This is a genomic window from Synechococcus sp. RedBA-s, from assembly GCF_024345495.1.
Taxonomy (GTDB): domain Bacteria; phylum Cyanobacteriota; class Cyanobacteriia; order PCC-6307; family Cyanobiaceae; genus Regnicoccus_A.
Map to the genome: position 1 here is coordinate 32,126 of NZ_JAGQBF010000010.1, position 16,819 is coordinate 48,944.

The following is a 16,819-nucleotide window of genomic DNA, read 5'->3' on the forward strand; positions in this document are numbered from 1 at the left end:
GTTCCAGCTGATCTTGCTACCTTTCTTGACCCACGTGTCTAGGAATCGCCAGCCTGCCCGATGTTGGTAGACCTCAGCTAGGGGTCGATGGCCTTCAGCTGGGCAGGAGGGAGTTCACGTTTGAGCAGAAACTGAAGGGGTTGACCCACTCGGAACAGAGCATCCTGCGAGGGCAGAAGCGCGCCCATCGTTCCTTGTCCCAGCAGTTTCTGGTCAAAAAAGGCCAACGACAGGGCCTTGAGATCACTCTGAGCCTGTTGCTGATCAGGGCCAATCAAGCCAATCAGCCAGACAGGAAGCTTGCCGGTAGCAGCAAGGAAAGACAGGTGGGTGGCATTGTCGAAGACGGCCAGCAGACTGTCGTTGTTGCTCAAGCTGCTGTAGGGGATGAGCTGCTGGGAAATGGGCGGAGCAAAGATATCTTTGGTTCCTGAGACAATCATCACGGGGGCCTTCATGGCCTGCATCGAAGCCTTTGTGAAGGTGGGGGTGCTGACGGGGTTCACAGCAATCACTACTTTGATGCGTGGATCGGAGAAATCCGAACGTTTCACCACATTCCCTGGAGCCTGGCACTGCCAAAGGATGGCAGGATTGATTTCCACCTCAGCAGGATCGTTGATCACTGCGCAGGAACGTTCCAGATGCGCCCAGTCGAGGCGGGCACCACCAAGCGCCAGCACGGTATAACCACCGAGTGACTGGCCAAGCGCTCCGACGCGGCTCGTATCGATCTGCTTGGGCCATCGACTGGCGACCTGATCGATCAGAAGGCTGACATCCAGAGGCTGGTTGAACCAGGCATTCGGAGGCGGGATCGCGGCCAGACCCTGGATCGTGGCGCTCACTCGGTTGGCACTGGTGTCAGGGAAGTTGAGAGCGGCCACCCCGTAGCCGCGGGACGCCAGGTGCTCGCCCAGGTAAAGCAGGGCGTTGAAGTCGGTGTTCAGGCCTGGGGCCAGCACGATCAGGGGCGCAGGTGGAGCCGAGGCTGATCCGGCCGGAGGGTTGGCGCTGCTGGGAACCAGGGCAATGGCCTTGATGGTGTTTCCGGCTGGCCCCTGGAAGCTGAAGCCCTCACGACTGAAAGAACTGTTGCCTGGTTGTGCAAGTTGGTCCAGAGCCGTGCTGGGAATCTGGCTCTTCGGCCCCTGGGCTACCAGGCGGGGGAAGATGTCTCCTTCCAGTTCAAACTGATCACTGAGCCGACGGGCCAGGTTCATCACCTTCGGCACGCCGATGATCAGATTCTCCAGCGGATACTGTTGCAACACATCGATCAGCCTCAGGCCATCACTTCGATTGGCGCCGAGAATCAGGGCCCCCGAAAGGGCGGGCACAACTTCGTTCTTGGGACCATCAACGAGCTTGGCGAACTGGCGCACCAGCACTCCCCCCATGGCCGTCTGCAAAAAGTCCGACACCTCCAGGCTGGTGACCGGAAAGGCACGACCCAAGCCGAAACGCAAGGCCAGACGATCCTCCTTGCTGAGGGGATCGAGGATGAACGCCACGTTCTCGCTGACCTTGCCGGTGCTCACAAAGCTGGCCAGATCGGCAACAGGCACCGAGCGTTGCAGCTCACCGATGCGGAACACCACTCTTTCCGCAGCTTGCAAGGGTGGCGTCGCCAACTGAACCAGCAGGCCGGCGAGAATGGATGTCACCCACCTGAAGCCTTTGATCCTTTGCTGATCTTGCATGGTGAGGGCAGGCATCTAGGGCGTTGTCATGAACATGGAAGACGAACTCTTCAGGCCATTGAGCACCATCTGTGAGGCGATCGCCGCGACGAGCAGGCCCATGATCTGGGTGGAGATCTGAGTTCCCGATGGGCCCATGAGTCTGCCGAGGACCGGGGAATACCAGAACACCAGGGCCATCATTGTGGCCATGGCCACACTGGCTATCGAGAGCGCCACCAGTCCCTGCACGCCCGCTTGATTGGAATGGGCCGCCACCAGCAAGGCCGTGATCACTCCAGGCCCTGCTGAAATCGGGATGGCCAATGGCACCACCGCCGGCGATGCCTTTTCGCGACCCACCTCGATGTTGTTCTGGTTGGACTCCTCCTTCGGAGAAGCGCCAGATTTACTGTTCAACATGCCAAGACCGATGCCGAACAGGATGACACCGCCGGCGATCGAAAATGCCCCGATGCTGATGCCGATGCCGCCGAGAATGGCCTTGCCCAGCCAGAGAGAGGTGAGCATGATGACCCCAATCGCCACGGCCGCCTGAATGCCGATGCTCTTCTGCTCCGCCCGGCTGCGGCCCTGGGTGAGGGCCAGGAACAGGGCGAAATCAGCCAGTGGATTCAGTAACGCCACCATGGAGGTGACGAAGTGGACCATCAAGTGGTGGGGAATGACAGGAGCGGACATGTGAGGAGGTCGGCTTAATAAACCCTATGGAGTTAGTCAGTCTGCTTAGTCTTTGTTCTCGGCTATTGACAGCCGTGCAAACACTATTGAAAGGATCAGATGAAGCACGAACACAGGCCAGAGCAGGACTCCAGTCCAAAGGCCGCCAAGGCCAATGGTCAAGAGATAAAGTGTCACCGCTGCATTGTAGATCAACCAACCGATCAGCGGTTTGCCAAGCCAGCAGGTGATCCCAAATGAAGTCAAGACAATGCCAGCGAAGCGGACGACGATGGTGTCATCGCCGGAAAGAACTCCTCCAAACAACAGCTGGAAGACCAAGGAAGGGGCCAGCAAAAAGGCCAGCCCGGTGAACGTCTCACCAGCACTCACGGCGGCAAGCCATCGCTGTGCCTTTTGGCTCAGCACCACTTTGTCATTCATGTCTCTGACCGGGACGAAGAACGTGTGTCATGGTTTGGGCCTCAGGCCTTATCGGGAGCATCTGGCTCCAGTTTGAACGTCAGTTTGTTGATGGTTCCGTTGAACTTGAAGGGAACCTCGTAGCGATTTTCCAGCAGCGCCACACCCGTGCGCGTGTCCTCGCCGATGTCAAAGGTTTCGTCCTCCGGGAAGGTGATCGGTGTGCTGTTTTCCATGGATTTCTTCGCCACTTCCTTGCCATCCACGGAGAGAACACCCGACCCGCCCTTGCCCAGGCCTGGTTCAGCAGGCTTGAAGCTGAAGCTGATGGTGTGCTTGCCGGCGGACAAGGTAGGACCCTCCCAGGTCGTTCGCTTGAGATTGAGCAGGTTGTAGAGGAAGACGGGCCTGGAAGCACCAAGATTCAACACCAACGTGGCCACGACGGCAAGGGCCCACAACGCTCCCAGCAGCAGCAATCCATAGCCAATCCTGAGCTTATTGCCTTTCCAGGCTTGGCGATTGCCAATCCAGATCAGCACAAGACCGGCGATGAGCAGCGCCAGGCCCATGGCCTTGAACCAGCCGTTTTCAAACCAATAGTTGAAGTTTCTGCTCAGGAACAGCCCATAGCCACCGAAGCGTCCGCCTTGGGTGACAATCATGCCCTCGCCGCCACCCTTGGGAATCTCGATGTCCGCTGTGATGGTGTACGACTTGTTGAGAATGCTCGGTGCTGCGCTGCCTGGCACGTTGGCCAACGGACCGGAGTAGCTGAACTCCGTGCGCCCTGCCGTGAGGCTCGGCTTCGGTGAATTCCAACGGGAAAGGGAGGTGTTATCGAGCGGCAGCACGTTGTACTTTGCCGCCTCCAGGTAGAAGAGGTTCTGCAACTGCGTCAGCTTCTCTGGCATTTTTGCCGCCAGATCGTTGTTCTCGGTGGGATCCTCCATGACGTTGTAGAGCTCCCACTTGTAGCCGGTGATCACATCCGGCGGTTCCTTCGAGCTCAGCTCCCACGGCAGCGTCGCCGGAGTGGTCGCCGCAACCCAGCCGTCGTGATAGATGGCACGGTTACCCAGCATCTCGAAGTACTGCGTCGTGTGCCGGGTCGGAGCCGTGGCATTCCCCTTGCTCCAGGTGTAGGCCATGCTCGTGCCTTCGATGGGCTTTTGCTCGATCCCATTGATGGTTTGCGGTGCCGGAATGCCTGCCGCCTCCAGAATAGTTGGCACGATGTCGATGACATGGTGGAACTGGCGGCGGATCCCCCCTGGGTCGTCGATGTGACCCGGCCAGGAGATGGTCAGCCCCTGGGCCGTGCCGCCGAAGTGCGAAGCCACCTGCTTCATCCACTTGAACGGCGTGTCCATCGCCCAGGCCCAGGGTGCCGCAAAGTGCGGGAAGGTGCGGTCCGATCCCCAGAACGGAAACCAGAGGAACTGGTCTTTGACGGGCACTTGAACGCCATTGAAGGTGGTGAACTCATTGGGCGTGCCGTTGAGCATGCCTTCGGCGCTGGCACCGTTATCGCCACTCATGTAGATGATCAGGGTGTTGTCGATCTCACCAAGATCTTCGACGGCCTGGATCACGCGACCGATCTCATGATCGGTGTAGGCCTGATAGGCCCCATAGACATCCGCCTGCCGGATGAAGAGTTTTTTCTGCGGGCCACTGAGGGAGTCCCAGCGGGGCAGCTTCGCACCTCCATAGATCGCCTGTCCATCGGGCCAGGGGGTGAGTTGGGCGTTCTCGGGCATGATGCCGAGTTTTTTCTGATTGGCGAAGATGGTCTCCCGCAGTTTTTCCCAGCCCTCGTCGAAGAGGTGCTGCTCGCTGATCTTGTCGACCCATTCCTGGGTGGGATGGTGGGGGGCGTGCACTCCGCCCGGCACGTAATACACCAGGAAGGGCTTTTCGGGAGCCAGTTCCTTGAGCTGCCTCATGTGCTGGATCGCCTCATCCGCCATGGCGGTGGTGAGATTCCAGCCAGGATTGTTCTGGAACGGGAAGATGGGTGTGGTGTTTCTGAAGAGATTTGGCTGCCACTGACTGGCGTCGCCGCCGACGAAGCCATAAAAATGTTCGAAGCCCATCCCCGTGGGCCACTGGTCGAAGGGGCCGGCCTGACTGTTCTCGAAGAAGGGCGTGTTGTGGTCCTTGCCGAACCAGGCGGTCGAGTAGCCGTTGTCCCTCAGGATCGTGCCGATGGTTCCCTTCTCAATCGGGATGATCGAGTCATAACCGGGGAACCCAGTGGCGATTTCACCCACCACTCCGAAACCTGCAGAGTGATGGTTGCGTCCGGTGATCAGGGCCGCCCGTGTCGGCGAGCAGAGCGATGTGGAGTGAAAATTGGTGTAGCGCAACCCGCTCTTGGCGATGCGATCCAGGGCTGGGGTCGGGATCACCCCTCCGAAGGTGCTTGGCGAGCCATAGCCGTCGTCGTCGGACATGATCAGCAGCACGTTCGGCGCTTTCTTCGGCGGCACCACGCGCGGCGGCCACCAAGACTTCGATTCGGTGGCTCGTTGCTTGATCACCCCGCCGAACTTCGGATCCGGAGGTGGCAGTTGTCGGCCGCTGATGGTGGTGGTGGCATTGGCGGAACCCAACACCCCCGTCACCTCGATGCCCCCCCCATCGGCCTTCGGATCGGATGGCGCCGGTTGCTGTTCACCACGACTGGTGGCGGCGGCGAAAGCGGGGGCAACCAAGGCCCCTGGGACGACGACCAGAAGGATGGCCAGGGCGGCGGCGACAACAGCCTTATGCCAACCCGTCCGTAGCCTGCGGACCAGGAACATCCCAGGTTCTGGGTTCATCGATCAGGCGCGGAGGGCTCTTCCCTTTGACCCTATGGCCTGTACCACCCGCCGCCGAGAGAAGGTCAGCGTTACCGACTGTTTTTGTTACCTCAATCAGATATAACTCTGAATTGATTCCTGAATGAGTCGGTAATTACTTCCATGATCTGGGGCCAAAAGACAAAAACCACTATCATCGTTAGATGGGGCAACTCGCTCATCCGGAGGTGGCGCTGAACTTGGATCATGGTGCTTGGGCCTCGTTTATGGCTCCCACGCCTCGCTGGGGGAAGGAGAGATCGAGCACCAGGCAGCCTTCGTCGCTGCGGAAGGGGCCTTGCCCCCAAAGGCGGCGGTGTCGGCACCGCTCAGGAAGCGGGTGAGGCGGGTGATCTCCCCCGTGGCCGGATCTTCGCTGAGAATCAGCTCCTGCACCTGCGCCTCCAGGCCCTCCAGCCAGCGCCAGCGGTCCGACTGATCCTTCGCCAGCGGATTCCAGTAGGGGGTGGTGGATTTGCTCATGGGGGGCGATGGCAGGGGCGGCGATGAGGTGCGCGTCGATCAATGGCGCCACCTGGTCGTCGAGATGCATGCCGAGATCATGGTCGGCGCCGGGAGCCGGCAGGTGAGATCGGTGGTATCGGTGGCGAGCCAGTCGGGCAGGTAGGGATGGGTGGTCAGGTCGCAGCGCCGATCCAGCTGGGCCAGCACCAGGACCAGCAGATCTTCGAACCCGTTCACCCCGGGTTCTTCCGGCTTGTCATCGAACCCCGGCCAGCCCAGATGGACTTTCTCAGACTCGTAGTGAAGCCGCTTGGCAACCGGCTTCCAGAAGTGAATGTTCCCCGAGGCGCCGGGCAGAAACAGCAGGCGCTGGGGATGAGTCGCTCCTTGACCCTCATTCACGGACCGCCCTCATGGCTCTGGAAGCTTGAGCCGCGCAGCCGCACTTACTAACTTGTACGCACGACCGGCGGCGGGCTCCAGGTGCCATTCAGGATCGAGGGCGAATTCTGATTGGGGAGGTACATGCGCAGACACAGGACGAAGGGCCCCGCAGGCGCCGGTTGCCAGTTGGACACATTTTCGGTTCCCGGCGACGTATTCTGGAAATAAAGTGTCAACGACCCGTCCGGATTGTAGGTCACCTTGTCGCGGGGCACATTGATATTCAGGCGGTTCAGCGCGTTCGGATAGAACCAGTAGCCCTGGTCGTCCACATACATGGTGATCGACCAGAAGGCATCCACCGGCGGCAGGCCGCCCTTGGGGAAGGTGATGCTGTACGAGTTCGTGCCGTTGAGCGCTTCCCCCTTACCGTCCACCATGGCCAACGGATACACCGAAACCGTCGGCAATTGCCCGGGCCAGCCGAAGGCCGCGATGGCGCCGCGTTGGAGGTAGTCGGTTCCATAGACCGCCCAGTCGCTCTTCTTCACTGCCACTTTCCAGCCGTTGACCAATTGACCCATGGTCTTGAACCGCTTGCCCATCATTTCCAGAGCGACATCGGGAACATCCTTGATCGCAGACTGGATGTCGGGACTGAGTTTCGTGGGGTCGAAGGGCTTGCCGGGAACGATACCGAGCTTCGCCATCTGCGCGAGAATCGGCGCATCCTCAGGCGCCGGCGGGGCCACTTCGGCCATCAGCTTCGTCACCTTATTGAAAAACTCAGTGGTGCCGAATCCCTTGATCACCTCAATCGGCTTGTCGGTCATGGAGAACCCGGGATTAGGGTTCACCGGCGGCGCCTTGTAAGTAAAAGGCTTGCCCCAGGAGGACAGCGGCGTGACCTTGTATTGCGCCTGGATGGCGTTGACGATCTTGTAGTCTTCCTCGGTGCCGTTAGCGAATGTGCGGCCCAAGACCACAAACTGGCGTGTCGGCACCGGGATGTGTATCAGCCCGGCGGGCACCTTGCCCTTCCAGCCGGGTCCCGTGAACAGGAAGTTCTTGGCGTCGCCCCCCGCGGTGGCCACATCCGGCGAGCCGATGACCGTGACCCATAGGTCGGCCAGCTCGAAGGTCCAGAACCGCTTTCCGGTGGCAGGCTTGCTGACGACCTGCGGCTCCATCAGGTCCAGCCAGGCTACGGAGTACAGCGTATCCACGTTGGTGGCCGAAACGCCGCGATAGGTGGCCGGTGGATACTTCGGGACGTTGAAGAAGGCGTTCATCGGCGCGCGCAATTCCTCCACGCTGGGGACATTGCTCATCTGGACGCGCGTGACCTCAGCGGTGATCAGCGAATAACCGTAGATATAGGCGTTGAGCGCGATCTTCTTCGCCTCGTCGATGCCCAGTGCGGCCAGGGGCTTGTTCTGTGGATTGCCCGCAAGGGCATCGCGTGTGGCCAAGGCGAAGGCCCCAAGCGTCCCAGCCCCTGCCAGGTTCAGAAAATGACGGCGGGGCAAGCTGTATCCGTTGAACAGCCTTCTTCCCATCGAGGCTTTCTTGTCTGGATCAGGTTGCACGGCAAGCTCCGTTTGATCTGGCAATGAGCCTACGATCTATGACGGCTATTCATGACGTCTGCAAAGTTTGGGAATGCAGATGGGCGGGCGATGAGCCTCCCCCTTACTCACTCGCCGCCTTGCCGTCGTAGACGAAATCGAATTCAGGCCTGTGCTTGCCAGGAGCGCGCCCTACTCAAGAGTCCCCTCACATGGCTCCTCGGTCTCAGACAGCCGCTTGAGCCGGGCAGGGAAAGGCCTTTCTGGAACTGGATGCCATTGCGCGTCACGCACCAACTGGTCGTTCTGTACCTAACCAGGCGGCCTGACCCGGCTGCGCGGAGCGAGCTGGGTCGTCAAGTTGGTTGTTGAATAGACGAAAAGAACACCCGGTGGGAGGCCTTCACCTTGCTGCCAAGCGTGCGAGCCTTGATCGAAGGCAAGCCGACGCCATTCAGATTCATGCGCTTTGGCCTTGTCCTCGCCCCCCCTGGGCTCCTGTCTCCTTTCACGGTGGCGGCTCAAGCCTTGGCCGATGGCCCCAAGGAGGGGAACCCGCCTTGGCTACCACTGCGAAACAGGTCGCTGGCCCAGCCCCCAACCCGTGGAGTGGGTTGCGGGTCACGCCACGGCTGTCAGGTCCGTTGCAGCGACAGCGTCCATGGCTGCTGAACGTTCTGAGCTCCGCTGGAGACCAGTGAAGGGTCTGAGGCTGCTGGCGGCCCTGGCGCTGCTGCTGACCTGCGGTGGTTGCGCTGGCGGCATCGGCTTCGTTCCCGACACGCTGTACATCTCGATCGAAACCAGCACCGCCGCCGGCAGCGCCCCTGAACTGGGTGGCCACCGCAGGGTCAGCCAGCGTCTGATCGATAAGTTCCGCTCCCTGAATCCCGGCGTGGATGTGCATGTCAGCAACTACCCCGCCGATGGGCTTGTGGCGGCCACCCGTTACCGCAACAGCCGTGGTCTGGGCCCGGATCTGATCGTGAGCCGCGTGATCACCGCCCAGCAGTTGCATCAGCAGGGGCTGAGCAGCGCCGTGACCCTGAAGCGAGACACGCTCGACCGTCTCCATCCACGCTTCCTCAAGAGTTTTCGGGAAGGCTCCAAGGAGTTCGCGGTGCCGTTCCTGGCCCAGCCCCAGGTGGCCTGTTACGACCGCCGCCGCCTCAGGGAACCGCCCCGCACCATCGACGAGCTGCTGGCCCTCAGTGCAAAGGGCCTGCGGGTGGGTCTCCCCCTCACCATCAGCGAACTGTTCTGGACCACCACGGCCCAGGGGGCCAGCGATGTCGTTGGTCAGTTGCTGGAAGGGCCAGCCAACGGGCAGGCCGCCACCTTTTCGGCTGCGGATCACCAGGCGCTCGATCGCTGGATCCGCTGGCTTCACGACGCAAGCCTGCAGCAGAACGTGTCCTTCTCCGACGATCCCTTGGATCTGATCCAGCAGCTGCAGCGGGGCCAGCGTGACTGGATCAGCTGCAACAGCGTCTGGATCGACGGCCTGAGGCAACGCATGGGCCCCAACCTGGGGGTGTCGGTGTTGCCGGGTGGGACGGATGTCCCGACCACCCCGATCAGCCGTTTGCTGGTCTGGAGCTTCGGGCGCCATTCCAGTGCACGGCAACGGCTTCTGGCCGAGCGGTTCGTGGCGTTCACGCTCAACGAGGTGACGCAGAAGCAGCTGATGGACTCGGTGCCAGGCAACTTGCCGGTGAATCCCAATGTGCTGATCCCCACCCGCAGCTCGGCACTGATGGCGTCGCTCGCCTTCAGCCTCGACCATTCCCGCCTGCTTGATTTCCCCGATCCCGAAGGGGCTATCGCCCGCAGCCGGTGGCTCGAATCGGTGCTGGAGAAGGTGGTGCTGGGTGAGTTGCCGCCAGCCCCGGCACTCGCCCAGCTGCTGGCCCGAACCCCATGAATCAACTTCTCTACGAGATCGTCGGCTGGCTGGGCTTCCTCACCCGCCCGGTGGTGCTGCTGCAGTGCCTCAGCGCAGCCGCCATTGCCCTGGGCTATGCCCTGTGGATGCGGCCCCGGCTCAAGAACCGACGGTATCGCGACTCGGTGCTCGCGGCTGTGGGCCTTTGGTTCCTGCTCCGCCTCAATGGGCTCGTGATCGAGTGGCTGGGCTATCCGAACGGCCTGGCGACCTATTTCTCCCAGGCGTGGGCGGTGTGGGTGGTGCTGACCGTGGTTCGGCTGTTGCTGCTGACTCGCTTTCCCGCCAAGGAGATCCAGCGGCTGTACAGCCGGATCGTGCAGCCCCTGTTCCTGCTGGTGCTGTCGGGCTCACTGGTCAACCAGCTGGCCTCCCTGCGTGATGTGGCCGAGATTCCCCTGTTTCCCCTCTTCGGTCCCCCGCTCACCAGCGGCAACCTGTTCCTGTTGCTCATCATTCCTTACTTTCTGATTGCATTCTCAGCCATTCCATTGGTGTGGTTTGGGCATCTGGTGCAGCGGATGTTTCACTTCTCCGATGGCAGCCGCGACGCCGCCACCCTGGTGCTGCGCTATCTGGTGGTCGCCGTCGGGGTGCTCTGGCTGTTCCACCGGGTGGGCCTGAACACCAGCGCCATTGCGGCGATCGCAGGTGGGCTGTCGGTGGGCATCGGCTTCGGCACCAAGGAAGTGTTCTCGAACTTCATCAGTGGCCTGTGGCTGTTGTTCGAGGGATCGGTGCGGCCGGGATCGGTGCTGTTCATCGATGGCGATCCCTGCGAGGTGCGCAGCCTTGGCCTGCGGGCGGCGGTGCTGTGGCGCAACCGCGATAACGCCGAACTGGTGATTCCCAACCAGACCTTCTTCACGGCCACCACCACCACCTACACCGGCAGCGACCGGCTGCGCCGCAGCGAGGTGCAGATCGGCGCCGCCTACCGCCACGACCCGGCGGAAGTGATCGCCCTGCTGGAGGAGGTGGCCCGCGCCACCGAAGGGGTGCTGGGCGATCCCGCCCCGCGGGCGTTCTTGGTGGGGTATGGCGATTCCTCGATCAACTATTCACTGCGCTACTGGATTGACGACCCGCTCGGCAACCTCGCCATCCAGAGCGCCGTGAGTCAGGCGGTGTGGCACGCCTTTGCCACCAAGGGGATCGAGATTCCCTTCCCGCAGCGGGTGGTGCATCAGATCTGAAGCTGAGCCGCTCGGTGACCCTTACTCACTGACAGCCTTGGTACGCATCGCCGCCTCCAGACTCTTGATGTCCGCCGGGGACAACTGGGGCCGATCAAGCTTGAGTGTGAGCTTGTTGAGCGTGCCGGTGAACTGGAACGGCGGCTGGTAATCGGCGTCGTTGACACCTGTGAGGGTGTCGGAGCCGATATCGAAGCTCTCGTCCCACTGCAGGATCATCGGCAGGGTTTTGGCCATGGTCTTGGTGGCGACCACCTTGCCGTCCACCTTGAGGGTGCCGGTACCGGGGCCGCCGACGCCGCTGAAGTTGTTGAAGGCCAGGGTGCCCGCCCCCTTGCCGTCGTAGACGAAATTGAACTCAACCTTGTGCTTGCCGGGGGAGAGGGGCTCGGTTCCCTCCCACTTGAGGCGCTCCAGGTCCACCATGTTCCAGAGCCACACCGGCTTGCCGTTCTTCAGATAGAAGCCGTAGCCGCCGAAGCGGCCGCCCGAGGTGAGCAGCATGCCCTCGGCGCCGCCCGACGGCACCTCGATGTCGGCGCTGACGGTGTAGGAGGTGTTAAGCAGCAGGGGCGAATCGCCCTGGGGCAGCCCCACCATCGGACGGGTGTACACGAACGTGTTGCGGCCGGCGGCGATGTTCGGCCGGGGCGCCACGATCCTGGCCGCCACTGAGGCATCGAGGGGGAACACCTGATACTTCTTCGCTTCAGCGATGAAGGCCGCCTTCATCGCTTTCACCTTCTGGGGGTTCTGGGCCGCCAGGTCGGTGGTCTGGCTGAAATCGTTGTTGAGGTTGTAGAGCTCCAGGGTCTGGTTGTTGAGCGGATCCGGATTGGCCTGCCCGAAGGCTTCCCAGGGGGCCCGGTTCACCTTGGTGCTGAGGAACCAGCCCTCGTTGTAGAGCCCCCACTGGCCCATCATTTCGAAGTACTGGATCTTGTGACGCGAGGGCACCTTGGCATTCTTCGAGTCGAAGGTGTAAGCAAAGCTGGTGCCCTCGATCGGTTTCTGGGTGATGCCATCCACCACCTCGGGCGCCTTCAGACCGGCCGCCTCGAGGATCGTCGGCACCACGTCGATCACGTGCACGAACTGCTCGCGCAGGGCGCCCTTGTCCTTGATGCGTGCCGGCCACGACACCACCATGTTCTGGTTGACGCCGCCCAGCTTGGAGGCGTTCTGCTTGAACCAGGAGAACGGGGTGTCGAAGGCCCAGCTCCAACCCGCCGACATGTGGTTGTAGGTGCGATCGGTGCCCCAGACGTCGTAGAACTTCAGCTGCACCTCGACGGGCAGATTGTTGAGGCCGTTGAAGAAGGCCACTTCGTTGGGGGTGCCCATGGGCCCGCCTTCGGCGCTGGTGCCGTTGTCGCCGTTGATGTAGACGATCAGCGTGTTGTCGAGCTTGCCGAGATCGTCGAACTGCTGGATCACCCGGCCGATTTCATAGTCGCTGTAGGCGGCATAGGCGGCGAACACCTCCACCTGGCGGATGAACAGTTTCTGGGCATCAGGCGTAAGTTTGTCCCAGGGGGTGATCACATCGGCGGGCCAGGGTTCGAGCTTGGCGTCTTTGGGGATCACGCCGAGTTTCTTCTGATTCGCGAAAATTCGCTCCCTCAGTTTCTCGTAGCCATCATCAAACAGATGCATGGCATGAATTTTGTCCACCCACTCCTTGGTGGGATGGTGGGGCGCATGGGTGGCGCCGGGGGCGTACTTGATGAACAGCGGCTTGGCTGGATTGGTCTGGTGCATCCGCGTCATGTAGTCGATGGCGTCATCGGCCATGGCGGTGACCAGGTTCCAGCTGCCGGGAGCCTTGCCCTCGAAGGGATAGATCTGGGTGGTGTTGCGGAACAGGTTGGGCTGCCACTGGTTGGCATCACCGCCCACGAAGCCATAGAAATACTCGAAGCCCATGCCAACGGGCCACTGATCGAACGGCCCGCTCTGGCTGGCCTGGAAGGCCGGCACGTTGTGATCCTTGCCGAACCAGGCGGTGGAATAACCGTTGTCCTGGAGCAGGCGGCCGATGGTGGCCTTGTCGCGCTCGATGATGCTGTTGTAGCCAGGGAAGCCTGTCGACTGCTCCGAGATCACCCCGAAGCCGGCGGAGTGGTGGTTGCGGCCGGTGATCAGGGCGGCGCGGGTGGGGGAGCACAGTGCCGTGGAGAACATGCGGTTGTAGCGCAGCCCCGCCTTGGCGACCCGGTCCATCGCTGGTGTGGGGATCACGCCGCCGAAGGTGCTGGGCACCCCGAAACCCGCGTCGTCGGTGATGATCAGCAGCACGTTGGGCGCGCTCTGGGGGGGCGCGATCCGCGGCGCCCACCAGGGCTTCGACTGCAGGGCCCCGTCCTTGATCACACCGCCGAAGGGGGGCGCCGGGGCTGGCAGCTGGTTGCCGGGGAGCGTGGTGGTGGCGTTGGGGGCTCCCAGCGTGCCGCTGATCTTCTGGGCCAGGGCGGGCGCGAGCAGCGGGCCGCCGATCACCAGCGCCACCGCCATCAGAACGGCGGTTGAAGCCCGCCACCAGCGGCGGCGGAACCGCAGCGAAATCGAACGAAGGCTCGGCAGCATGTGCTCAGGTGGGGCTTCGTTCAGACCCCGGGCAGGTGAAGCAACACTGTGAACGAGTCACGAGTGCTCGTCAGTCAAGAGCCTGACGAGCACGGCCATCTAGAAACAATGCGTCACGAGCTGCGATGGGGAGGATCGCGCCCAGGATCCGACCAATAGAACCCTAATCGTATTGATATTTGTAAGGCTTGTTGCCGTAGTAATGCTTCTTTCCCTTGTACTTGCGGTACGCAGGCACATAGGAGCGTTCATACCAGTTGTTGTCCACAAAATAGACAGGCCGGTTGCATAATTCGTAGCTTGAGCAATGGCGCGACCAGTTTCTGGCCTGCCCAGGCGGCACATTCACATACACGGGTTGAGCGCCATAAGAGTAGGCCGGCGAGCGCTCGATGATTACAGGCTGCTGGTACAACACCACCGGACGTGGGTAGTAGTCGCTCATCTCAACCCTTCCGTAATAGCCGGGCTGGCCGAAATTGAGTGAGAAATTGACCTGGGAGACAGCAGGAGCGATGAACAAGGCTGGCCAGACGGCGAGCCATCGAGTGTTCATGTCATTTCTCCTGAATCAGGGCCTGAATTGGCCGTGCCGCCTAGGACGCTGACCGATTGGAGTGTACGAACGTCCCGGGGCGCGGTCTCCGTCACCAGCGCCCCAAGCGATGACCAGATGTGTTCAGGAGCCCCTAGGAAAGAGGTGCCACCAGGCGGAACCCGATGTGGGAGGTGCCGGTGTCGGGGCTCTGGGCCTCCCGTGCAGCAGGTCGGTAGCGGCTGCAGTAGGTGGGGGAGCACAGGAATGAGCCGCCCTTGATCACGTGCTTGGCCACACCAGGATCGCGAGGATCGTTGCTGGAGGCTTCACTGGCGATGGCAGGGTCAGACCGTTGGGCCAGCCCCTCGTGGCCCGGGAGGTACCAGTCCGCCGTCCACTCCCAGACATTCCCGGTCATGTCAAGCAGTCCGTAGCCATTGGGAGGGAAGGAGCCCACTGGGGCGGTGCCGACAAAGCCGTCTTCGCCGTCATTGCGGCGGGGGAACTCCCCCTGCCAGGTGTTGGCCAGGCCTGGCTTCCAGGTGTTCCCCCAGCTGAACACCTGATCCTTGAGACCCCCCCGGGCGGCGAACTCCCACTGGGCCTCGCTGGGCAGGGCCGCCCCGGCCCAGGCGGCGAAGGCCTCGGCGTCCTCGAACGCCACCTGCACCACGGGATGCTCCTCCAGGCCAGCGATGGAGCTGGCAGGTCCCTGCGGATGACGCCAGTCAGCCCCTGGAACCCAGTTCCACCAGCTGAGTTCCTCGATCGGGCCATCCCCGGCCACGGGCCTGAACACCAGCGAACCGGGCGCGCGCTCACTGGCTTTCAGCTGCGGGAACTGCTCAACCGACAGGGGGCGCTCCGCCACCGTGCGATAGCCCGTGGCGGCCACAAAGGTGGCGAACTGCCGGTTCGTCACCTCATGGGCGGCGAGGCAGAAGGGGGAGAGGCGAATGCCACCTGTGGCGCGTTCCTCGTCCAGCTGGCCGGCGGCGCCGATGCGGAAGCGGCCCGCGGGGATCGCCACCATGTCTACCGGACACGCCTGGGGCGCAGCAAGGGCTGGGCCCGGCTGAACCCACAGCAGGAGGAGCACCAGCAGAGCCAGCCAGATCGGAGCTGGTCGAGGCATCGCGCTGGGATTGCAGCAGGAGGAGTTGAAGTTAGTGGCGAATCCCGTTGATGTGCCTTCGAGAAAGGCACTATCCGCAGAACAGCAACATGGAGCTACAGCCACTCATTGTCTTGGTCCCCATGACCAGGGCCTTCCCAAGGGGAAAAATTGGTACGGTCGATCCTCATACGTTGACGGAGCTGTTCGGTGCCCCCCTTGTTCTCGCGCCGCCCTAAGCATCAATTCAAGGCGGCTGGAGCGGGTCTCCTGCTTGGCGCCACCGGCTGGGTGCTGACGGCTCCCGCCGTGCGGGCGGCCGAACCAGCCCTGGAGGCGTCAACCCCCTTGGGGCCGATCCTGACGGAGACGGCCCAGGCCGAAGCGGTTGAGCCCGGCAGCGCCCCAGGGCCCCAGCCCGAGCCGTCCCCCTGGGCCGCCACCGTGGAGCTCTACGGCTTCTTGCCGCTGCGCACCACCGGGAGCACCACCGTCAAAGGCTTCACCGCCGACCTGGATCTGGACCTTGTCCAGGTGCTCAGACCCCTGACGGGAGCGGGCTACATCCGGGGCAGCGTCGAGTACGGCCGTCTCGGTCTCCTCACCGACATCAGCTACATCTCCACCAAAGGGGAAGAGGGAAAGCTCCAGGACATCAAGACCCGTTCCATCGAAGGCCCTCGGGGCAAGCGCAGCCTCACCCTCACTCCCGACGGCCAGCGCAACGTCGACGCCAATATTGGGAACATTCAGGGCATCTACGACCTGGCCCTGCGTTATCGCTTCGGCGACCGCGAATCGGCCGTGGCCCGCGCCGGTAGTTTCACCGTCATTCCCTATGCCGGGGTGCGGTTCGTCAACATGCAGTACGACCTGGGGGTGGATGTCCAGGGATCCGAGCGGACCTTGACCTTCAAAGGGCCGCGCTTGGAGAAGTCGCGGACACTGCAGGGATTGAATCTCCAAAGGCAACAATCCTTCGGCGGCACCGTGACCCAGCCCCTGCTGGGAACCCAGGCGATGGTGTTTCTCTCCCCCCGCATGAGGCTCTTCGCCCGCGCCGACGTGGGCTTCGGCGTGAGCAATGCCGATGACTACTCCTGGAACACCCAGGTGGGCCTGGGCTATGCGATCGGTAACTCCACCCAGCTCAACCTCTCCTGGCGCTATTTGCACCTGGAAGCAAGCAATGGTCAGACCCCCGAAAACGCCTACAACATCAATCAGAATGGGGTTGAAGTGGGGGTGAAGTTCTTCTTCTGAGCGCCAGGGGGTCCGCCAGGCCCCAGGCTTGGCCTCAGCCGGAATCAGGAGGCGGCCAGTTGGTGACCGTGGAGAGGGGGCTCTCCTCTCAAGTGGCTCGGGTCTTGTCTTGAGTCGCTCAGCAC

The 16,819-nt window shown here is 62.1% G+C and carries 13 protein-coding genes and 1 pseudogene; 3 read left to right on the top strand and 11 right to left on the bottom strand.

What is annotated here, in order from left to right; genetic code table 11:
• Nucleotides 1-77: 77 nt before the first annotated feature.
• The 8 genes and pseudogenes from KBY67_RS05765 to KBY67_RS05800 form a co-directional block, all read right to left on the bottom strand.
• Complete coding sequence (locus KBY67_RS05765) at nucleotides 78-965, bottom strand: hypothetical protein (protein WP_255109687.1); 888 nt, start codon at nucleotides 963-965, stop codon at nucleotides 78-80.
• A gap of 339 nt (nucleotides 966-1,304) precedes the next feature.
• Nucleotides 1,305-1,718: pseudogene (locus tag KBY67_RS14910) on the bottom strand (alpha/beta hydrolase); the annotation flags it as partial.
• Entirely contained in the window at nucleotides 1,719-2,384 is a 666-nt protein-coding gene (locus tag KBY67_RS05775; protein WP_315855554.1) for a MarC family protein, read from the bottom strand.
• A 45-nt stretch (nucleotides 2,385-2,429) separates the two neighbouring features.
• A complete protein-coding gene (locus KBY67_RS05780) occupies nucleotides 2,430-2,807 on the bottom strand; it encodes a hypothetical protein (RefSeq protein WP_255109692.1) in 378 nt (125 codons plus the stop codon).
• A 41-nt stretch (nucleotides 2,808-2,848) separates the two neighbouring features.
• A complete protein-coding gene (locus tag KBY67_RS05785) occupies nucleotides 2,849-5,596 on the bottom strand; it encodes an arylsulfatase (protein ID WP_255109694.1) in 2,748 nt (915 codons plus the stop codon).
• A 264-nt stretch (nucleotides 5,597-5,860) separates the two neighbouring features.
• Nucleotides 5,861-6,118, bottom strand: a complete 258-nt coding sequence (locus KBY67_RS05790; protein WP_255109696.1) for a hypothetical protein — start codon at nucleotides 6,116-6,118, stop codon at nucleotides 5,861-5,863.
• A gap of 39 nt (nucleotides 6,119-6,157) precedes the next feature.
• The gene (locus KBY67_RS05795; protein ID WP_255109698.1) at nucleotides 6,158-6,502 is read right to left on the bottom strand and encodes a hypothetical protein; all 345 of its coding nucleotides are present in this window, start codon (nucleotides 6,500-6,502) and stop codon (nucleotides 6,158-6,160) included.
• A 47-nt stretch (nucleotides 6,503-6,549) separates the two neighbouring features.
• Nucleotides 6,550-8,073, bottom strand: coding sequence for a DUF1254 domain-containing protein (locus KBY67_RS05800; protein ID WP_255109701.1), 1,524 nt, complete (start codon nucleotides 8,071-8,073; stop codon nucleotides 6,550-6,552).
• A 640-nt stretch (nucleotides 8,074-8,713) separates the two neighbouring features.
• Between KBY67_RS05800 and KBY67_RS05805 the strand changes: the two genes are divergently transcribed.
• Nucleotides 8,714-9,976 carry an extracellular solute-binding protein gene (locus tag KBY67_RS05805; protein ID WP_255109704.1) on the top strand — a complete coding sequence of 421 codons (1,263 nt, stop codon included), beginning with the start codon at nucleotides 8,714-8,716 and terminating at the stop codon, nucleotides 9,974-9,976.
• The gene (locus tag KBY67_RS05810) at nucleotides 9,973-11,193 is read left to right on the top strand and encodes a mechanosensitive ion channel family protein (RefSeq protein ID WP_255109706.1); all 1,221 of its coding nucleotides are present in this window, start codon (nucleotides 9,973-9,975) and stop codon (nucleotides 11,191-11,193) included. Before KBY67_RS05805 ends, KBY67_RS05810 begins: the two co-directional genes overlap by 4 nt.
• Nucleotides 11,194-11,214: 21 nt before the next feature.
• On the opposite strand, the gene KBY67_RS05815 is transcribed toward KBY67_RS05810, so the two are convergent.
• The 3 genes from KBY67_RS05815 to KBY67_RS05825 all read right to left on the bottom strand — a co-directional run bounded on the left by KBY67_RS05815 (nucleotide 11,215) and on the right by KBY67_RS05825 (nucleotide 15,452).
• Nucleotides 11,215-13,779 (bottom strand): arylsulfatase, encoded by a 2,565-nt coding sequence (locus tag KBY67_RS05815; RefSeq protein WP_255109709.1) that lies wholly within the window; start codon nucleotides 13,777-13,779, stop codon nucleotides 11,215-11,217.
• Nucleotides 13,780-13,942: 163 nt separating this feature from the next.
• A complete protein-coding gene (locus KBY67_RS05820) occupies nucleotides 13,943-14,302 on the bottom strand; it encodes a hypothetical protein (RefSeq protein WP_255109712.1) in 360 nt (119 codons plus the stop codon).
• 166 nt (nucleotides 14,303-14,468) lie between these two features.
• A complete protein-coding gene (locus KBY67_RS05825; protein ID WP_255109714.1) occupies nucleotides 14,469-15,452 on the bottom strand; it encodes a formylglycine-generating enzyme family protein in 984 nt (327 codons plus the stop codon).
• 270 nt (nucleotides 15,453-15,722) lie between these two features.
• On the opposite strand from KBY67_RS05825, the gene KBY67_RS05830 reads away from it, so the two are divergent.
• Entirely contained in the window at nucleotides 15,723-16,694 is a 972-nt protein-coding gene (locus KBY67_RS05830; RefSeq protein WP_255109716.1) for an autotransporter outer membrane beta-barrel domain-containing protein, read from the top strand.
• The last annotated feature ends 125 nt before the right edge of the window (nucleotides 16,695-16,819 follow it).